Origin of the sequence: Streptomyces sp. NBC_01352 (genome assembly GCF_036237295.1) — a bacterium.
GTDB classification, from domain to species: Bacteria; Actinomycetota; Actinomycetes; order Streptomycetales; family Streptomycetaceae; genus Streptomyces; species Streptomyces plumbiresistens.
The window spans coordinates 1,877,696-1,893,862 of record NZ_CP108354.1 but is presented as its reverse complement, the minus strand read 5'-3'; the positions used below and the strand labels follow the sequence as shown (position 1 = coordinate 1,893,862).

Below are 16,167 nucleotides of genomic sequence, written 5' to 3'. Positions count from 1 at the left end.
GAAGGCCTTCGCCGACGGCCGGATGTGAAGTTGCGTCACGTTGCCACCTGTTCGATTCCGGGATGAGAGGCCGCGTCGGCCAGGAAGCCCCCCAGGGCCGACGCGACCGCTCATCCTGCCGCATCGGGTACAGGAGTTCGTACCTGGAGCGGTGCCGGATCGCGGTGTTTCAGACGATTCCCTCGGCCAGTTCGGCCTGTTCCCGGTCGGAGTACGCGGCCGTGGTGGGCGTTCCGTACGAGCGGCGGGCGACGAACCACCACACCGTGGCCAGGAGCAGGACGACGGCGAGGGCCACGGACGCGTAGTTCATCGTGTCCACCGTGACCGGTGAGGACTGCGGCAGGCAGAACAGGACCGTCACACAGGCCACCCACACCACAGCAACCCATCCGATCGGCTTGCTCCACCGGCCCAGGCTCCACGGACCCGGCTGAAAACGATCCCCCGCGCGCAGCCGCAGCAGCACGGGAATGGCGTACGCCGGGGTGATGCCGATGACGTTGATGGCCGTCACCGCGCCGTACGCGGTCGCCGAGTACAGGGAGGGCAGGGCGAGCAGACCGGCGACCACCACCGACAGCCACACCGCCGCGACCGGGGTCTGGGTGCGGTCGCTGACCTTGCGCCACAGGGCGGAACCCGGCAGGGCCTTGTCCCGGCTGAACGCGAACACCATGCGGCTGGCCGCGGCGACCTCGGCGTTGCCGCAGAACAGCTGGGCCACGATCACCACGAGCAGCAGCGCGCTCGCGCCGTCCGTGCCCAGGCCGTCGAGGAGGATCTGCGCGGGCGGCACCCCGGTCTCGGTGGCCCGCGTGGCGTCGTAGTCCTGGATGGCGAAGGTGAGACCGGCCAGGAGCACGAAGCCCGCGAGCCACGACACCCAGATGGAACGGACGATGCCCTTCGCGGCCGACACCGACGCGTTGGAGGTCTCCTCGGACAGGTGCGCCGAGGCGTCGTAGCCGGAGAACGTGTACTGGGCGAGCAGCAGGCCGATCGCGGCCACGTAGACCGGGTTGGACCAGCCGGTGTCGTTGACGAACTCGGTGAAGACGAAGGACGGCGACTGGTGGTGGTCGGGGACGATCGCCAGGGCGCCCACGATGAGCGCGACGCCCGCCAGATGCCACCAGACGGATATCGAGTTGAGCACGCTGACCAGCCGCACGCCGAACAGGTTCAGCACGGCGTGCAGCAGCAGGATCGCCATGAAGATCAGCATGGTCTTCTCGGGCGTCGGCTCGAAGCCCCACTGGAGGTTGGCGAACGCCCCCGCGAACAGGGCGGCGCCGTAGTCGATGCCGGCGATCGCGCCGAGCAGACCGAGCAGGTTCAGCCAGCCCGTGTACCAGCCCCAGCGGCGCCCGCCGAGCCGGTCGGCCATGTAGTACAGGGCTCCGGACGTCGGATACGCGCTGGTGACCTCCGCCAGCGCGAGTCCCACGCACAGCACGAACAGGCCGACGCCCGCCCAGCCCCACAGCATCACGGCGGGGCCGCCCGCCCCCATGCCGAAGCCGTACAGGGTCATGCAGCCGGACAGGATCGAGATCACCGAGAAACTGATCGCGAAGTTGCCGAAGCCGCCCATGCGGCGGGCGAGCACCGGCCGGTAGCCGAGCTCGCGCAGCCGCTTCTCCTCGTCGTGCGGCTCGACTCCTGGGGACGTCGACGGACCGGGAGTGGGGGACATGCGGGGACCTCCGGGGAAGGGACGGACGTACCGGGACATCAACGGGCAGGCGTCAGGCCTCGCGGGGCGCCGACCGGCTGCGCGCGCGGGCCTGGAGGAAGATCTGTACGGCCTGGGCCTGGTCGCCCGGATCCGCGGTGCGGTGGGTCCAGGGCACCGGCGTGTAGTACGGGCCGATCGCGTCGAACACCCGGGCCGCTTCCTCGAACCGCAGCGCCCCCCACAGGGCGTGGGCGAGGTGGTTGAGGTCGAGCGGGGACTGTTCGACCGGCAGGGACTGCTCGAACCAGGAGTGGTACGCCCGGCGGGCCTCGCGGGTGGCCTCCTCGGCCACCCAGTGCAGGTCCAGGGCGGCGGAGCGCCCGCCGCCGCGCCGGTAGCGCTCGACCCGCACATGGAGCGGCAGGACGTGCAGCGCGGAGCCCGCCGGGGCCGTGTCGGCCACCCAGTGCGCGTAGCCGACCGCCTCCGCCAGTTGCTCCGACGCCGCCTGTGCGTACAGGAACTGCAGCATGCGGTGGTGGGCCTCGCGGTTGTACGGGTCGCGCCGCTCGGCCTCGGCCAGCAGGCCCCACGGCCCGGGCGGCAGCATCGGTTCGGGCGGCGCCGCCCGGTGCTCCTCCCACAGCTGTCTGCGGTCCAGCTGGGCGAGGGCCAGCAGACACACCCAGGGCACCGGGTCCTTCGGTGCGGTCCGGGTGGCCGCGTCGCTCAGGTCCCACGCCTCGATCCACAGTTCGTGGGTGCGGAGGTGCTCCTCGCGCCGGGCCCGTAACGCGCGTTCCACGGCGACCCGGGCCCGCATCACCGCCGCCGGGACGCTGTCCGGTTCCTCGGCGAGCCAGGTCCGCACCACGTCGGTGCCGGCGGCGGCCGCGGCCAGGACCTGGGTGCGCTGCGTCCACTGCCACCAGGTCACGGTCCGCTCCAGCAGGGTGCGCATCGACATCCAGCGTCCGGTGCGCACCTCCTGGAGGGCGGCGCGCAGGTCGGTGTCGTGGCCTGCGGGGTCGTAGGCGGGACGCGCTCCGTCTCTGGCCATCAGCCGCTCGCCCCCGGGAACGGGAACGGGTCGGGCAGGACGGCAGGGTGGAGTAACAACAGCCCTCCTCGGGGCGGCGGTTGAGGAGATCGCGTTGGTCGGCGGTCACTATAGGGGCGCCGCATGTGCGCCACCCGCGGTTCCCGGACTTCTTTGATGTAAAGGTCATTTGACTGGCCATCAGCCAGCACACGGCGGCGCGTAGTGCCTGGTCGGCGCACCCTTGACGCGGCACCGCGGACGGCGGCAGGCTGTCGGGCTGTGATCACCGAGGAAGGGGCGTGATGACGGGTCCGGTACTCGCCGTCGACCAGGGCACGTCCGGCACCAAGGCCCTGGTGGTCTGTCCCGAACGCGGCGTCATCGGCACCGGCTTCGCCGCCGTGCGGCCCCGCCACCTGCCCGGCGGACTGGTGGAGGCCGACCCGGCCGAGCTGTACGACTCGGTGGTCGAGGCCGGTACCCGTGCCCTCGCCCAGGCGGGCGAGCCCGTCGTCGCGCTGGGCCTGGCCAACCAGGGCGAGACCGTGCTCGCCTGGGACCCGGCGACGGGCCGGGCGCTCACCGACGCCCTCGTCTGGCAGGACCGCCGGGCCGAGAGCGTGTGCGCCGAACTCGCCGAGCACGCGGAGGAGTTGCGGCAGCTGACCGGTCTGCCCCTCGACCCCTATTTCTCCGCCCCCAAGATGGCCTGGATACGACGGCACCGCACCGCCGAGGGAGTCGTCACCACCAGCGACGCCTGGCTGGTCCACCGCCTCACCGGCGCCTACGTCACGGACGCCGCCACCGCCGGCCGTACACAGCTCCTGGACCTCGACCGCGCCCAGTGGTCGCCGCGCGCACTGGAGATCTACGGCCTGTCCGACGAGCGACTGCCGGACGTCGTGGACAACGCGGGCTTCGTCGGTACGACCACCGCCTTCGGCACCGGGATGCCGCCGATTCCGCTCACCGGGCTGGTCGTCGACCAGCAGGCCGCCCTGCTCGCTCAGCGCATCACCACACCCGGCGGCGCCAAGTGCACTTACGGCACGGGCGCGTTCCTCCTCGCCCACACCGGCGACACGCCCCGGCGCGGTACCTCCGGACTGGTCAGCTGTGTCGCCTGGCGGCTCGGCGGACACACCAGCTACTGCCTCGACGGCCAGGTGTACACGGCCGCCTCCGCCGTCCGCTGGCTCACCGACCTCGGCGTCATCCGGGGCGCCGCCGACCTCGACACCGTGGGCGGGGCCGTGCCCGACAGCGGCGGCGTCACCTTCGTACCGGCCCTCGCCGGGCTCGCCGCCCCCTGGTGGCGCGGCGACCTGCGCGGGTCCCTCACCGGACTGGGCCTGGACACCGGGCCCGGGCACCTGGTGCGCGCGCTCTGCGAGGGGCTGGCCGCCCAGGTGGTGTCGCTGGCGGACGCCGCCGCGGCGGACCTCGGCGACGCGCTCGAAGTCCTCCGCGTCGACGGCGGCCTGACCCGCTCGGCCCTGCTCATGCAGACCCAGGCCGACCTGCTGCAACGCCCCGTCGAGGTGTCCGCGCTGCCTGATGCGACCGCACTCGGGGTGGGCGCGCTGGCCCGGCTCGGCGCGGAACCCGGCCTGAGCCTCGCTGACGCGCTGCCGGACTGGAAGCCGGCCGCGGTGTACGAGCCGCGCGTGTCGCCCGAGGAGGCCGCCGAACGCCTCGGCCGTTTCCGCGCGGCCGTGACCGCGCTGCTGGACGGGACGCCCGCATGACGGTCACCGACCGAGGACCGCTGCCATCTGTCACGTACGACGTGGCCGTCGTCGGCGCCGGAGTCGTCGGCTGTGCGATCGCCCGCGCCCTCGCCCGCCACCCCGGTCTGCGCATCGCCCTCGTCGAGGCGCAGGACGACATCGGACAGGGCACCTCCAAGGCCAACACCGCGATCCTGCACACCGGCTTCGACGCGGTGCCCGGCTCCCTGGAGGCACGCCTGGTCCGCGAGGGCGCCCGCCTGCTGGCCGCCTACGCTGCCGAGTCCGGCATCCCCGTCGAACCCGTCGGCGCGCTCCTCGTCGCCTGGGACGAGGAGCAGCTCGCCGCGCTGCCCCGCCTCGCCGAGAAGGCCGAACGCAACGACTACTGGCACACCAGCCTGATCGGGCCCGCCGCGCTGTACGAGCGCGAACCGCACCTCGGCCCCGGCGCGCTCGCCGCGCTGCACGTACCCGGCGAGAGCACCATCTGCCCCTGGACGACCACCCTGGCCTACGCCACCCAGGCAGTGCGGCACGGAGTCGACCTGCACCTCGACTGCCGGGTGGAACAGGCGAGCCGGCCGGACGAGACGCACGTGCTGCGCACGACCCGAGGCCCGCTGCGCGCCCGCTGGCTCGTCAACGCGGCCGGCCTGCACGCCGACACCCTCGACCGGCAGCTCGGCCACGACGACTTCACCGTCACCCCGCGCCGCGGCCAGCTCCTCGTCTTCGACAAGCTCGCCCGCGACCTCGTACGCCACATCCTGCTGCCCGTTCCCACGGCGCTCGGCAAGGGCGTCCTGGTCGCCCCCACGGTCTACGGCAACGTCCTGCTCGGCCCCACCGCCGAGGACCTCGACGACAAGCAGGCCACCGGTTCGACGGCCGACGGGCTGACCCTGCTGCGGGACAAGGGCCGCCGCATCCTGCCCGACCTGCTCGACGAGGAGGTCACCGCCGTCTACGCGGGCCTGCGCGCCGCCACCGAGCACGACGACTACCGCGTCGCCGCCCACCCCGACCAGAGATACGTCACCGTCGGCGGCATCCGCTCCACCGGCCTCACCGCGTCCCTCGCCATCGCCGACCACGTGACGGGACTGCTCGCCGAAGCCGGACTGGAACAGACCGGCCCGGTCCGCGCGTTGGCGCCGGTCCGCATGCCCAACCTCGGCGAGGCCTTCCCGCGCCCCTACCAGCGGCCCGAGCTCATCGCGGCCGACCCGGAGTACGGCACCCTCGTCTGCCACTGCGAACGCGTCTCCCGCGGCGAGATCCGCGACGCCCTCGCCAGTACGATCCCCCCGGCCGGCCTCGACGGCCTGCGCCGCCGCACCCGGGCCCGGGCGGGCCGCTGCCAGGGCTTCTACTGCGGTGCCGCGGTACGGGAGCTGTTCGAGGAGGCCGGGGCGTGAGGGCCATCGACGTCCTCGTCGTGGGAGCCGGCCCCGCCGGACTCACCGCCGCCGCCCGCCTGGCCGCCTCCGGCGTCGGCCGCGTCGAGGTCCTGGACCGCGAGCAGCACGCCGGGGGAGTCCCGCGGCACTGCGCCCACGGCGGCTACGGGACCTGGCTGCGCCCGTTGACCGGGCCGTCGTACGCCCGCCTGCTCGTCACCGCCGCCGAGCGCGCCGGAGCCGTCGTACGCACCGGGGTCACGGCCCTCGACTGGGCCGGGCCGCTGGCCCTGCGCACGGTCGGCCCGCACGGGCCGGAGACCCTGGGCGCGCGGGCCGTCGTCCTGGCCACCGGCGCACGCGAACGACCCCGCGCCGCACGGCTGGTGCCCGGCACCCGCCCCGCCGGGGTGTACACCACGGGGGAGCTCCAGCAGGCCGTGCGCCTGTACGGGCAGCACATCGGCACGCGCGCGGTCGTCGTCGGCGCGGAGGACGTCTCGTACCGGGCCGCCGACACCGTACGGGCCGCCGGAGCCGCGGTCGTCGCGATGGTCACCGACCTGCCCCGCCCGCAGACCGAGCCCGCCCGCGCCCTCGACGCCCGCCTCCGCCAGGGCATTCCGCTCCTCACCGCCACTACGGTCACCGAACTCGTCGGCCACGGACGCCTGTCCGGCGTGCGGGTACGCCACCGCGACGGCAGGACGGCCACGCTGCCCTGCGACACCGTCGTGTTCACCGGCGACTTCGTGCCCGATCACGAACTGGCCCGGCGCGGCGGACTGCTCCTCGACCCCGGCACCCGCGGCCCGGCCGTCGACGGCTCCCTGCGCACCTCGCGGCCCGGCGTCTTCGCCGTCGGCAGCGTGCTGCACCCCGTGGAGAGCGCGGCCACCGCGGCCCGCGAGGGCGCGCACGCGGCCGGTGCCGTCCTGGAGGCGCTCGCCGAAGCCGGGGCCGAACCCGGAGCCGAATCGCCGGACGGCGTCCCGCTGATCGCGGACCCGCCCCTGCGCTGGATCGCCCCGAACCGGGTCACGCCGGCCGACCGGCTGCCGTACGTCCTGCGCACGGCGGCCGAACTGTCCCGCCCGGTCCTGCGGGTCACCCAGGACGGCCGTCTGCTGCACCGCGAACGGCTCCGCGGCGCCGTACCGAACCGCACGGTGACCCTGACGGCACGCTGGACCCGGGGCGTGGACGCCAAGGGCGGTCCGGTGCGCGTGGAGCTGTCGGAACGCTGAGTCAGATCACCTTCAGCCGCACCAGCGCGCCCAGCGTCAAGGCTCCCGGCAGCAGCGGCAGCCACACGGTGATGATCCGGTAGGCGAGGACCACCGCCGTGGCCACGGCCACCGGGCCGCCCGCCGCCACCAGGGCCACGATCAGCGCCGCCTCGACCGAGCCGATCCCGCCCGGCGTGGGCACCAGGGCGACCGCGACCGTCGCCGCGAGATAGGCGAGGGCCATGTGCGCGGGCGGCACCGGCAGCCCGAGCGCCTGTCCCACCGCGACCAGCCCGGCCGCCTGCAACGCGGGGAAGGCCAGCGAGCCGCCCCACAGGGCGAGCGCCCGGGCCGGACGCGTGTGCACCGACCGGGCCTCGCCCAGCGCGGTCCGCAAGAAGGACAGCACGGCCGTGCGCAGCCGCCGTACCCACGCGAGCACGCCCGCCGCCACGACCAGTGCCGCCGCGACGGCCAGCAGCAGCGGGCCCACGGCCCCCTCGGGCAGGAGCGTCCCGAGCCGCAGCGCGTCCGGGAAGGCGATCAGCAGCGCGGCCAGCAGACCGAGCCGGCCGATCGACTCCGCCAGCAGATACAGGGCGAGCGCGGCGGAGGATCGGGCGAGCGGCAGCCCGCACACCGTCATGAAGCGCAGGTTGACCGCGCTTGCGCCCAGGCCCGTCGGCAGCAGGTGGTTGGCCGCGCCCGCCGCGAACTGCGTGGCCACCAGCCGCCGTTTGGGCAGCGACTCGACCACGGCACCCTGCCGGGTGAGCGCGGCGGCGACCCACGTCAGACAGGTGGCGCCGGCCGCGACCAGCAGCCAGGGCCACGCGGCGTTGCGCAGATGACCGAAGCCCTCGGCGAGCACGGACCGGTGCTCCACCGCGACGACGGTGACGAGCAGGAGCGGAAGCAGGCACAGGATCTGGCGGATCCTGCGGACCGGGAGGCGACGGGGGAGTTTGGGGAGCTCGGGGATTTGTACCGCTGTCACATCCGGAGAGGCTTCCCACCCCGTACCAACTGCGGGTTGCGGAAGCGGGGACAAGGCATTGCGTACGGTCATCGGATCCTTCGCGCGGGGGACGAGGGGTGGGGGGACGAGGGGTGGGGGGACGAGGGGTGGGGGACGTCGGGGGTGGACGACGGGCGGGAGGACGACGGAAGCACATTGACCTCAATCATGCTTGAGGTCCTACGGTCCTTCCCATGAGCATGGAGACCACAGCCTGGACCCAGCTGCAGAGCGTCATGAACGCCGAGCAGAAACGCCGCCCCCTCGCCCGCGCCACCCTGCGCCGCATCGGCGACTTCGCCCGCCCGCACCGCCACCGTATCGCCCGGTTCGTCGCACTCGGCGTGGTGACCGCGCTGCTCGCCGTCGCGACCCCGGTCCTCGCCGGACAGGTCGTGGACGCGATCGTGTCGGGCCGCGGCGAGGGCACCGTCGTACGCCTGGCGCTGCTCATCGCGCTCATCGCGGTCGCGGAGGCGGCCCTCGGCGTGCTCGGCCGACGGCTGTCGGCGACGCTCGGGGAGGGCCTCATCCTCGATCTGCGGACAGCGGTGTTCGATCATGTGCAGCGGATGCCGGTCGCGTTCTTCACACGTACTCGTACGGGAGCACTCGTCTCCCGTCTCAACAACGACGTCATCGGCGCCCAGCGCGCCTTCAGCAACACCCTGTCCGGAGTGGTCAGCAACCTGGTCACCCTGGTCCTCACCCTCGCCGTGATGCTCACCCTGTCTTGGCAGGTCACCCTGCTCGCGCTGGTGCTGCTGCCGGTGTTCGTGATCCCGGCGCGGCGCATGGGCAGCCGCATGGCCGGGATGCAGCGGGAGGCGGCGGCCCTGAACGCGGCGATGGGCACCCGGATGACCGAGCGCTTCTCGGCGCCCGGCGCCACCCTGATCAAGCTGTTCGGCCGCCCGGAGCAGGAGTCCGAGGAGTTCGCGCTCCGCGCGCGCCGGGTACGGGACATCGGCGTCCGCACGGCCATGGCGCAGTCCCTGTTCATCACCGCCCTGACCCTGGTCTCCGCCCTGGCCCTGGCCCTGGTCTACGGCCTCGGCGGCTGGTTCGCCCTGCGCGGCACCCTCGACCCGGGCGCCGTCGTGGCCCTCGCCCTGCTCCTGACCCGCCTGTACGCCCCGCTCACCGCACTGGCCGGCGCCCGCGTCGAGGTGATGAGCGCCCTGGTCAGCTTCGAGCGCGTCTTCGAGGTACTGGACCTGGAGCCGCTGATCAAGGAGCAGCCGCACGCACGATCGGTCCCCGACGGCCCGGTCCCCGTCGAGTTCGAGAACGTCCGCTTCGGCTACCCGTCCGCCGACAAGGTCTCCCTCGCCTCCCTGGAGGAGGTCGCGTCCCTCGACACCCGGGGCGGCGCCGAGGTCCTGCACGGCATCTCCTTCCGCGCCGAACCCGGGCAGACCGTCGCCCTCGTCGGCTCGTCCGGCGCCGGCAAGTCGACGGTCGCCCAGCTGCTGCCGCGCCTGTACGACGTCGACGAGGGCGCCGTCCGGGTCGGCGGCGTCGACGTCCGCGACCTGAGCGCCGAGTCACTGCGCGGCACCGTCGGCATGGTCACCCAGGACGGCCACCTCTTCCACGACACCGTCCGCGCCAACCTCCTCCTCGCCCGGCCCACGGCCACGGAGGAGGAGGTGTGGGACGCCCTGCGCCGCTCCCGCCTGGACGCTCTCGTACGGTCCCTGCCCGACGGCCTCGACACGGTGGTCGGCGAGCGCGGCTACCGGCTCTCCGGCGGCGAACGCCAGCGCATGACCATCGCCCGGCTGCTGCTGGCCCGCCAGCGCGTCGTCATCCTCGACGAGGCCACCGCCCACCTGGACAACACCTCGGAGGCGGCCGTCCAGGAGGCGCTCACCGAGGCCCTGGAGGGCAGGACGGCGGTCGTGATCGCCCACCGGCTGTCCACCGTGCGCACGGCGGACCTGATCCTCGTGGTCGAGGCGGGGCGGATCGTGGAACGCGGCACGCACGAGGAGCTGCTGGCGGCCGGCGGACGGTACGCCCAGCTGTACCGGACGCAGTTCACCCAGCGGTCGGACGGCGAGATCACGGAGATCACGGAGATCGGGTCGGCGGCGTAGACGTGGCCGACGGCTCAGGTGCGGGGGTCGGCCCCGGACATCTCGTGGGTGCGCGGATCGCGCCACTCGCTCGGGGAAACGCCGTACGCCGTGCGGAAGGCCCGGCTGAAGTGGGTGGGGCTGACGAAGCCCCAACGCCGGGCCACGGCCGACACGGTGGCGTTCCTCCCGCCGCGGCGGGCCAGTTCGCGGGCGCACTCCTCCAGGCGGCGCTGCTGCACGAGCCGTCCGATGGTGACGCCCTCGCCCTCGAAGAGCCGGTGCAGGTACCGGACGGAGATCCGGTGCGCCCCCGCGATGGCCTCGGGCGACAGGGCCGGATCGCCGAGGTTCCGGTCGATGTGCTCGCGGACGCGCAGCACCAGGTGGGCGCGTGTGTCGTCCTGATGCGTGCCGGACTGACGGGTCCGCTCGGCCAGCAGGGTGGCGACCAGGTCGACGACGCTGCCGGCCAGCCTGCCCGCGACGGCCGGTGCGAAGGAGTGGGCCGAGGTCGCCAGCGAGGCCAGGAAGGGCAGCAGCACGGTGCCGAAGCCGTCCGAGGTGCCGATGGCGGTGCCGGTGATCCGGCTCAGGTCGGGGTCCGGCAGGCCCGGTGCCCGACGGGGGAGGAGGAAGACATGGGTGGTGAACCGCGCCGGGTGGTCGAGGGAGTACGGCCGTGTCGTGTCGTAGACCAGGAGGTCGCCCTCGCGCACCTGGGCCCTGCGGCCGTCCTGGGTGAGGGTCGCCGTGCCCGACACCTGGATGCCGACGGCCAGGAACGCCTCCGGGGAGCGCGCGACGAGTGACGGCGTACGGCTGATCCGATGGGCGTCCGCCTCGATGGTGGACACCCGCAGATGGCCGAGGAGGCTGGTCGTGATCCGGCCGTGGAACGGCCCGGTGCCGTGCGGGGCGACGGTCGTGGGGACGAGCGCTCGTCCCAGCGCGTCGCGCCAGTAGGTGACCTTGTCCCCGTCGGGAACCGACGCGGTCGTCAGTACCGGGCTCAACCGGCTCTCCCCCTTCTTGCCTGTGCTGTGGATCAACAGCAGCCAATCAGGGGCAGGGTGCGGGCTCCAGGCAGAACACAGGCAGAAAGTCCGGTGGGTTCAGCCGCCGCGGAGCGCGAGCTGTTCGCGGGCCTGGGCGACGGCACTGGGATCAGCACCCGCGCCGAGGGCCAGACAGCGGGTGAACGCCTCCCAGGCCTCCGTCTCACGTCCCGCGGCCAGCAGGACCTGGCCGAGGTCGACCAGGCAGCGGCTCTCCAGGCCGGTGTTGCCGCTGTCGTGACTGAGTCCGACGGAGGTTCGCAGATGGTCGACGGCCTCGTCCCAGCGCTTCAGCAGGGCGTAGGCGCGACCGTTGCCGGTGTGCCTGTTGATCCGGGTGAAGAGGGCTATGTGCGGTTCGAGGCGGCCTTCGGCGCTGTCGACGAAGGAGAGCACGTCCAGGTTGGCGGCGATGGCCTCCTCCGCCCGGCCGGCCTCCACCAGGACGCTGCCGTGGCCGCTCATGGCCTGGAGGGTGCCGTGGATGTCGTCGGCGGCCCGGAACAACTCGACGGCCCGCCGGTTGTGTTCCGCGGCCGGCGTGTAGTCGCCGAGCCAGCGCAGGGCCCAGCCCGTGTAGAAGTGCGCCCATGCCTGCTGGACCGCGTCGTCGGCGTGCTCGGCGGCTGTGAGGGCCTGGGCGGAGCGGGCCATGCTGTCGTGGTGGCGTGCTTCGCACACGAGCAGCGCCCAGGCGTGGTAGTTGAGCTGGGTGGCCTCCAGGAGCGGATCGCCGAGCGCCTGGGCGGAAAGAGCAGCGGTACCGAAGACCTCGGGCCAGTGACCCCAGAAGATCCACTGGTCGGAGAACCAGTGCAGGGACTCGGCCACCTCCACCACGGTGGCGTGCTCGCCCGCTGCGGCGGCCCGGCGCAGCGCGGCCAGCCAGTTGGTGCCCTCGGCCTGCAGCCACGCCCTGGCTTTTCCGGCGGTCGACAGGTCGACGGTGCCCTGCCAGGTCGGCGGCGGGGCACCGTGGCCGGGCTCGTACCAGCGGCCGGCCACGATCGCGGTCCTGAGCAGCCACCCGTCCATCTCCGCGCGGGCCCGCGCCGCGTCCTCGGCGCTCTCCTCCGCTGCCAGCCGGCCGCGGGCGAACAGGCACAGCAGGTCATGGAGGCGGTAGCGGTCCCCTTGCGTACCCAGCAGACCGGCCTCGACCAGTTCCTCCAGGGTGTCCTCGGCGTCGAACAGCTGCTGCCCGGTCAACCGGGAAGCACAGGCCGCACCGACGTCCGGGCCGTCCACCAGGGCCAGGCGCCGGAACAGCCGGGCCGCCGTGGGGGTGAGCTGGCGGTAGGACAGGTCGAAGGCGGCCGACACCCGCAGGTCCCCGGCGGTCAGCGCGTCCAGGCGGCGTTCCTCGACGGCGAGACGGTCGGCCAGCCGGCGCACGCTCCAACCGGTGCGGGTGGCCAGCCAGTTGCCGGCCACCCGCAGCGCCAGCGGCAGATGCGCGCACCGCTCGGCGACCTCGGCCAGAGCGGCCGGATCCGCCGCGGCCCGCTCCTCGCCCACCAGAGCGGTCAGGAACACGGCTGCCTCCTCCGCGCTCAGTTCCCCGAGCGGCAGCCGGTGCACGCTCTCCAGCCCGGTGAGCATCCGCCGGCTGGTCACCAGCACGATCCCCGCGCCGCCGCCGGGCAGCAGCGGGCGGACCTGCGCCTCGTCACGGGCGTTGTCCAGCACCAGCAGACACCGCCGGTCGGCCAGCACCTGCCGGTACAGCCCGGGATGCCCCTGCGGCCCGGCCTTCGCCAGGTCCCGGTCGGCCACACCGAGGGCCTTGAGCACGCCCAGCATCAACTCGAGCGGCTCGGGCGGAACGTCGTCCATCCCCCGCAGCTCCACCATCAACTGCCCGTCCGGGAAGCGGTCGGCCAGCTTCCGGGCGGTGTGCAGCGCGAGGGTGGTCTTGCCGGTTCCCGGCGGACCGGACACGGCGGCGACGACGGGCGGGCGGGGTGCGGGGACGGAGGGCTCGGTCGCGGTCCCGGCCGGGGACGCTTCGGCCATGCCCGCCTCCTCGGCCAGCTCCCTCAGCCGCACCAGCTCCCGTTCCCGGCCCACGAAGTCGTCGATGCCGCGCGGGAAGGCCTGTACGCCTACGGGGCTGTAGCCGGGACTGCGTCCGGCCCGGGCGGCGGCCAGGAGCCGTTCGCGGGCCGGTTCGGCCAGGCCCAGGCCGTCGGCGAGGGCGGCCACCGTACGGCGCTGCGGGGCCGCCCGGCGACCACGTTCCAGATCTCCGATGCCCCGCACACTGACCCCCGAGGCCTCGGCCAGGCCTTCCAACGTCAACGACGCGGCGAGCCGCAGCTCCCGCAGCAGCGCCCCGAACGCCGCGCTCTCCTCGGCCAACCCGCCCCCCTCGTGCCCACCATGCGCGAGCGGAACGCCCGGACATGATCACGAGGATTGTATGGGGGTGCTGTGTGCTGGACGTGAGCGAGCGGTACGCACGGCAGGCGGCGGCCGGCGGGAGCCCCCGCGTCAGCTCGTCGCCTGTACCGCCTCGCGGATCAGGTCCGCGACCTCCTTGGGACGGGACACGGCGACGGCGTGCGAGGCGCCTTCGAGTTCGACGATCGTGGCCCCGGCCCGCTTGGCGCCGAAGCGCTCCACCTCGGGGTTGATCGCCTGGTCCGAGCCGGCGACGAGCGCCCAGGACGGCTTCGTCTTCCACGCGGCCGCGGCGGCGCTCTCCTCGAACGCGGCCGCCGCCAGCGGACGCTGGGCTGCCGCGAGGACCTTGGTGACGGCGGCCGGGACGTCCGCGGCGAAGATCTCCGGGTAGGCCTCGGCCTTGATGCTGACCTCGACCGCGGACTTCGCCCCCTCGACCGGGTACGTCCACTCCTTGAGGTTGCTGACGAGCGGCGAGAGCGGGAAGCGGCCCTGCAACTCACCGAGGCTCTCGCCCTCTTCGAGGACGTAGGCCGCGACGTAGACCAGGCCGACGACGTTCTCCGCGGTGCCGGCCACGGTGATGAGCGCACCCCCGTAGGAGTGGCCGACGAGCACGACCGGGCCGTCGATCTGGGCGGCCACGGCCGCGACGTACGCGGCGTCGGACGCCAGGCCGCGCAGCGGGTTGGGCGGCGCGATCACGGGGATGCCGTGGTTCTGCAGTTCGGCGATGACGCCGGACCAGCTGCCGGCGTCCGCGAAGGCGCCATGCACGAGAAGGACGGTGGGGGTGCGGGACATGCTGGGTTCTCCCTCTGGATGTCTCAGTGGCCAGGTGTCTCAGTGGCCGTGGAGCGCGGTGCGCAGGGTGCCGACGGCCATCGAGATCGCGGCTTCGGCGGCGTGCGTCTCGCGCAGCGCGTTGAGCATCACGAAGTCGTGGATGATGCCCTGGTAGCGGACGGCGGTGACGGGGACGCCGGCCTGGCGCAGCTTGTTGGCGTAGGCCTCGCCCTCGTCGCGCAGGACGTCGGCCTCGCCGGTGATGACCAGGGCCGGGGGCAGTCCGGTGAGCTGCTCGGTGGTGGCCCGCAGCGGGGAGGCGGTGATCTCGGCGCGCTGTGCCTCGTCGGTCGTGTACTGGTCCCAGAACCACTGCATGCCGTCGCGGCGCAGGAAGTAGCCGGTGGCGAACTGGTGGTAGGAGCCGGTGTCGAAGGCGGCGTCGGTGACCGGGTAGAACAGCACCTGCTGCACCAGCGGCACATCGCCGCGCTCCTTGGCCATCAGCGTCAGCGCGGCGGTCATGTTGCCGCCGACCGAGTCACCGGCGACCGCGATGCGGGTGGCGTCCAGGCCCTTGGACGCGCCGTGCTGCACGACCCACTGGGCGACCGCGTAGTTCTGCTCGATGGCCACCGGGTAGCGGGCCTCGGGCGAGAGGTCGTACTCCGGGAAGACCACGGCGGCGTTCGCGCCCACGGCGAGTTCGCGGACCAGCCGGTCGTGGGTGTGGGCGTTGCCGAACACCCAGCCCGCGCCATGGATGTAGACGATCACCGGCAGGGTCCCGGTGGCGCCCGCCGGGCGGACGATGCGGGCCCGGACACTGCCCGTCGGACCGCCCTCGACAGTGATCCACTCCTCGTCGATCTCCGGCTTCTCGATCTCGCCGGACTGCACCTCGTCGACGGCCTTGCGGCCCTCGGCGGGCGCCAGGTCGAAGAGGTAGGGCGGATTCGCGGTCGCCTCGGCGAACGCGGCGGCCGCCGGCTCCAGGACCGGCTGGACCGGCTCGACGGCGTCGGACATGTGGCTCTCCTGAAGTGTTGTGCGTCGACAGACGTTGTGCGTCGACCGCGGTTTCATCCACCGCGGGTTCCTCGCTCAGCACGCTAGGTCCGCGCGGCCGACCTGTCTTGCCCAGGAGCGCACCGGTGCCGACCCCACAGCGCACGGCGGTGTGGGCCAGACCGCAGACCAGGAACCGGTACCCGTTGTAAAGTGGGCAAACGCCCTTGACCTGCATAGACGCGGGCAGGGAGCCTACTTTTCGGGAGTACCTCGATGCTGCGCACCATGTTCAAGTCCAAAATCCACCGCGCCACCGTCACCCAGGCCGACCTGCACTACGTGGGATCGGTGACCATCGACGCCGACCTGCTCGACGCCGCCGACCTGCTGCCCGGCGAGCTCGTGCACATCGTCGACATCACCAACGGCGCCCGGCTCGAGACGTACGTCATCGAGGGCGAGCGCGGGTCGGGTGTCGTCGGCATCAACGGAGCGGCCGCCCACCTCGTCCACCCCGGCGATCTGGTGATCATCATCAGTTACGCTCAGGTGACCGACGCCGAGGCACGGGCACTCGAACCCCGGGTCGTGCACGTGGACCGCGACAACCGTGTCGTGGCCCTGGGGGCCGACCCGTCCGAGCCGGTGCCGGGCTCGGACCAGGAGCGCAGCCCGCAGGCCGTGGTGGCCTGAGCCCCGACTTTCGACGAACTCCGGAC

12 protein-coding genes are annotated in these 16,167 nt (G+C 73.2%); 5 read left to right on the top strand and 7 right to left on the bottom strand.

Annotated features, from left to right (window positions below; genetic code table 11):
- Nucleotides 1-169: 169 nt before the first annotated feature.
- Both OG252_RS09045 and OG252_RS09040 read right to left on the bottom strand, forming a co-directional pair.
- Nucleotides 170-1,699: an amino acid permease gene (locus OG252_RS09045; protein ID WP_329335091.1), complete on the bottom strand. Its 1,530-nt coding sequence runs from the start codon at nucleotides 1,697-1,699 to the stop codon at nucleotides 170-172.
- 52 nt (nucleotides 1,700-1,751) lie between these two features.
- Nucleotides 1,752-2,741, bottom strand: coding sequence for a hypothetical protein (locus OG252_RS09040; RefSeq protein ID WP_329335089.1), 990 nt, complete (start codon nucleotides 2,739-2,741; stop codon nucleotides 1,752-1,754).
- Between the two features lie 284 nt (nucleotides 2,742-3,025).
- Between OG252_RS09040 and OG252_RS09035 the strand changes: the two genes are divergently transcribed.
- The 3 genes from OG252_RS09035 to OG252_RS09025 are packed head-to-tail and all read left to right on the top strand — an operon-like array spanning nucleotide 3,026 to nucleotide 7,106.
- Nucleotides 3,026-4,474 (top strand): FGGY family carbohydrate kinase, encoded by a 1,449-nt coding sequence (locus OG252_RS09035; RefSeq protein WP_329335087.1) that lies wholly within the window; start codon nucleotides 3,026-3,028, stop codon nucleotides 4,472-4,474.
- Nucleotides 4,471-5,877, top strand: a complete 1,407-nt coding sequence (locus OG252_RS09030) for an FAD-dependent oxidoreductase (RefSeq protein ID WP_329335085.1) — start codon at nucleotides 4,471-4,473, stop codon at nucleotides 5,875-5,877. The genes OG252_RS09035 and OG252_RS09030 overlap by 4 nt, the downstream gene beginning before the upstream one ends.
- Nucleotides 5,874-7,106: an NAD(P)/FAD-dependent oxidoreductase gene (locus OG252_RS09025; RefSeq protein WP_329335083.1), complete on the top strand. Its 1,233-nt coding sequence runs from the start codon at nucleotides 5,874-5,876 to the stop codon at nucleotides 7,104-7,106. The genes OG252_RS09030 and OG252_RS09025 overlap by 4 nt, the downstream gene beginning before the upstream one ends.
- 1 nt (nucleotide 7,107) lies before the next feature.
- On the opposite strand, the gene OG252_RS09020 is transcribed toward OG252_RS09025, so the two are convergent.
- Nucleotides 7,108-8,085 carry a lysylphosphatidylglycerol synthase transmembrane domain-containing protein gene (locus OG252_RS09020; RefSeq protein WP_329335081.1) on the bottom strand — a complete coding sequence of 326 codons (978 nt, stop codon included), beginning with the start codon at nucleotides 8,083-8,085 and terminating at the stop codon, nucleotides 7,108-7,110.
- Nucleotides 8,086-8,306: 221 nt separating this feature from the next.
- Here OG252_RS09020 and OG252_RS09015 point away from each other — a divergent pair, with 221 nt between their 5' ends.
- Entirely contained in the window at nucleotides 8,307-10,208 is a 1,902-nt protein-coding gene (locus OG252_RS09015) for an ABC transporter ATP-binding protein (RefSeq protein WP_266453080.1), read from the top strand.
- A gap of 14 nt (nucleotides 10,209-10,222) precedes the next feature.
- On the opposite strand, the gene OG252_RS09010 is transcribed toward OG252_RS09015, so the two are convergent.
- From OG252_RS09010 to OG252_RS08995, 4 genes are all read right to left on the bottom strand, one after another.
- Nucleotides 10,223-11,203, bottom strand: coding sequence for a helix-turn-helix domain-containing protein (locus OG252_RS09010; RefSeq protein WP_329335079.1), 981 nt, complete (start codon nucleotides 11,201-11,203; stop codon nucleotides 10,223-10,225).
- Nucleotides 11,204-11,302: 99 nt separating this feature from the next.
- Complete coding sequence (locus OG252_RS09005; RefSeq protein WP_329335077.1) at nucleotides 11,303-13,606, bottom strand: ATP-binding protein; 2,304 nt, start codon at nucleotides 13,604-13,606, stop codon at nucleotides 11,303-11,305.
- A 132-nt stretch (nucleotides 13,607-13,738) separates the two neighbouring features.
- On the bottom strand, nucleotides 13,739-14,455 hold the full coding sequence (locus OG252_RS09000) for an alpha/beta fold hydrolase (RefSeq protein WP_266450717.1): 717 nt from the start codon (nucleotides 14,453-14,455) through the stop codon (nucleotides 13,739-13,741).
- 39 nt (nucleotides 14,456-14,494) lie between these two features.
- Nucleotides 14,495-15,466 carry an alpha/beta hydrolase gene (locus OG252_RS08995; protein ID WP_329335075.1) on the bottom strand — a complete coding sequence of 324 codons (972 nt, stop codon included), beginning with the start codon at nucleotides 15,464-15,466 and terminating at the stop codon, nucleotides 14,495-14,497.
- Nucleotides 15,467-15,721: 255 nt separating this feature from the next.
- Here OG252_RS08995 and panD point away from each other — a divergent pair, with 255 nt between their 5' ends.
- Nucleotides 15,722-16,141, top strand: coding sequence for an aspartate 1-decarboxylase (gene panD / locus OG252_RS08990; protein ID WP_266450720.1), 420 nt, complete (start codon nucleotides 15,722-15,724; stop codon nucleotides 16,139-16,141).
- Nucleotides 16,142-16,167 lie beyond the last annotated feature (26 nt).

Bases quoted from the DNA above. Each gene is read 5' to 3' on its own strand.
- OG252_RS09000 (WP_266450717.1), bottom strand. From the start codon at position 14,455: ATGTCCCGCACCCCCACCGTCCTTCTCGTGCATGGCGCCTTCGCGGAC.
- OG252_RS09015 (WP_266453080.1), top strand. From the start codon at position 8,307: ATGGAGACCACAGCCTGGACCCAGCTGCAGAGCGTCATGAACGCCGAG.
- OG252_RS09040 (WP_329335089.1), bottom strand. From the start codon at position 2,741: ATGGCCAGAGACGGAGCGCGTCCCGCCTACGACCCCGCAGGCCACGAC.
- panD (WP_266450720.1), top strand. From the start codon at position 15,722: ATGCTGCGCACCATGTTCAAGTCCAAAATCCACCGCGCCACCGTCACC.
- OG252_RS09030 (WP_329335085.1), top strand. From the start codon at position 4,471: ATGACGGTCACCGACCGAGGACCGCTGCCATCTGTCACGTACGACGTG.
- OG252_RS09045 (WP_329335091.1), bottom strand. From the start codon at position 1,699: ATGTCCCCCACTCCCGGTCCGTCGACGTCCCCAGGAGTCGAGCCGCAC.
- OG252_RS09035 (WP_329335087.1), top strand. From the start codon at position 3,026: ATGACGGGTCCGGTACTCGCCGTCGACCAGGGCACGTCCGGCACCAAG.
- OG252_RS08995 (WP_329335075.1), bottom strand. From the start codon at position 15,466: ATGTCCGACGCCGTCGAGCCGGTCCAGCCGGTCCTGGAGCCGGCGGCC.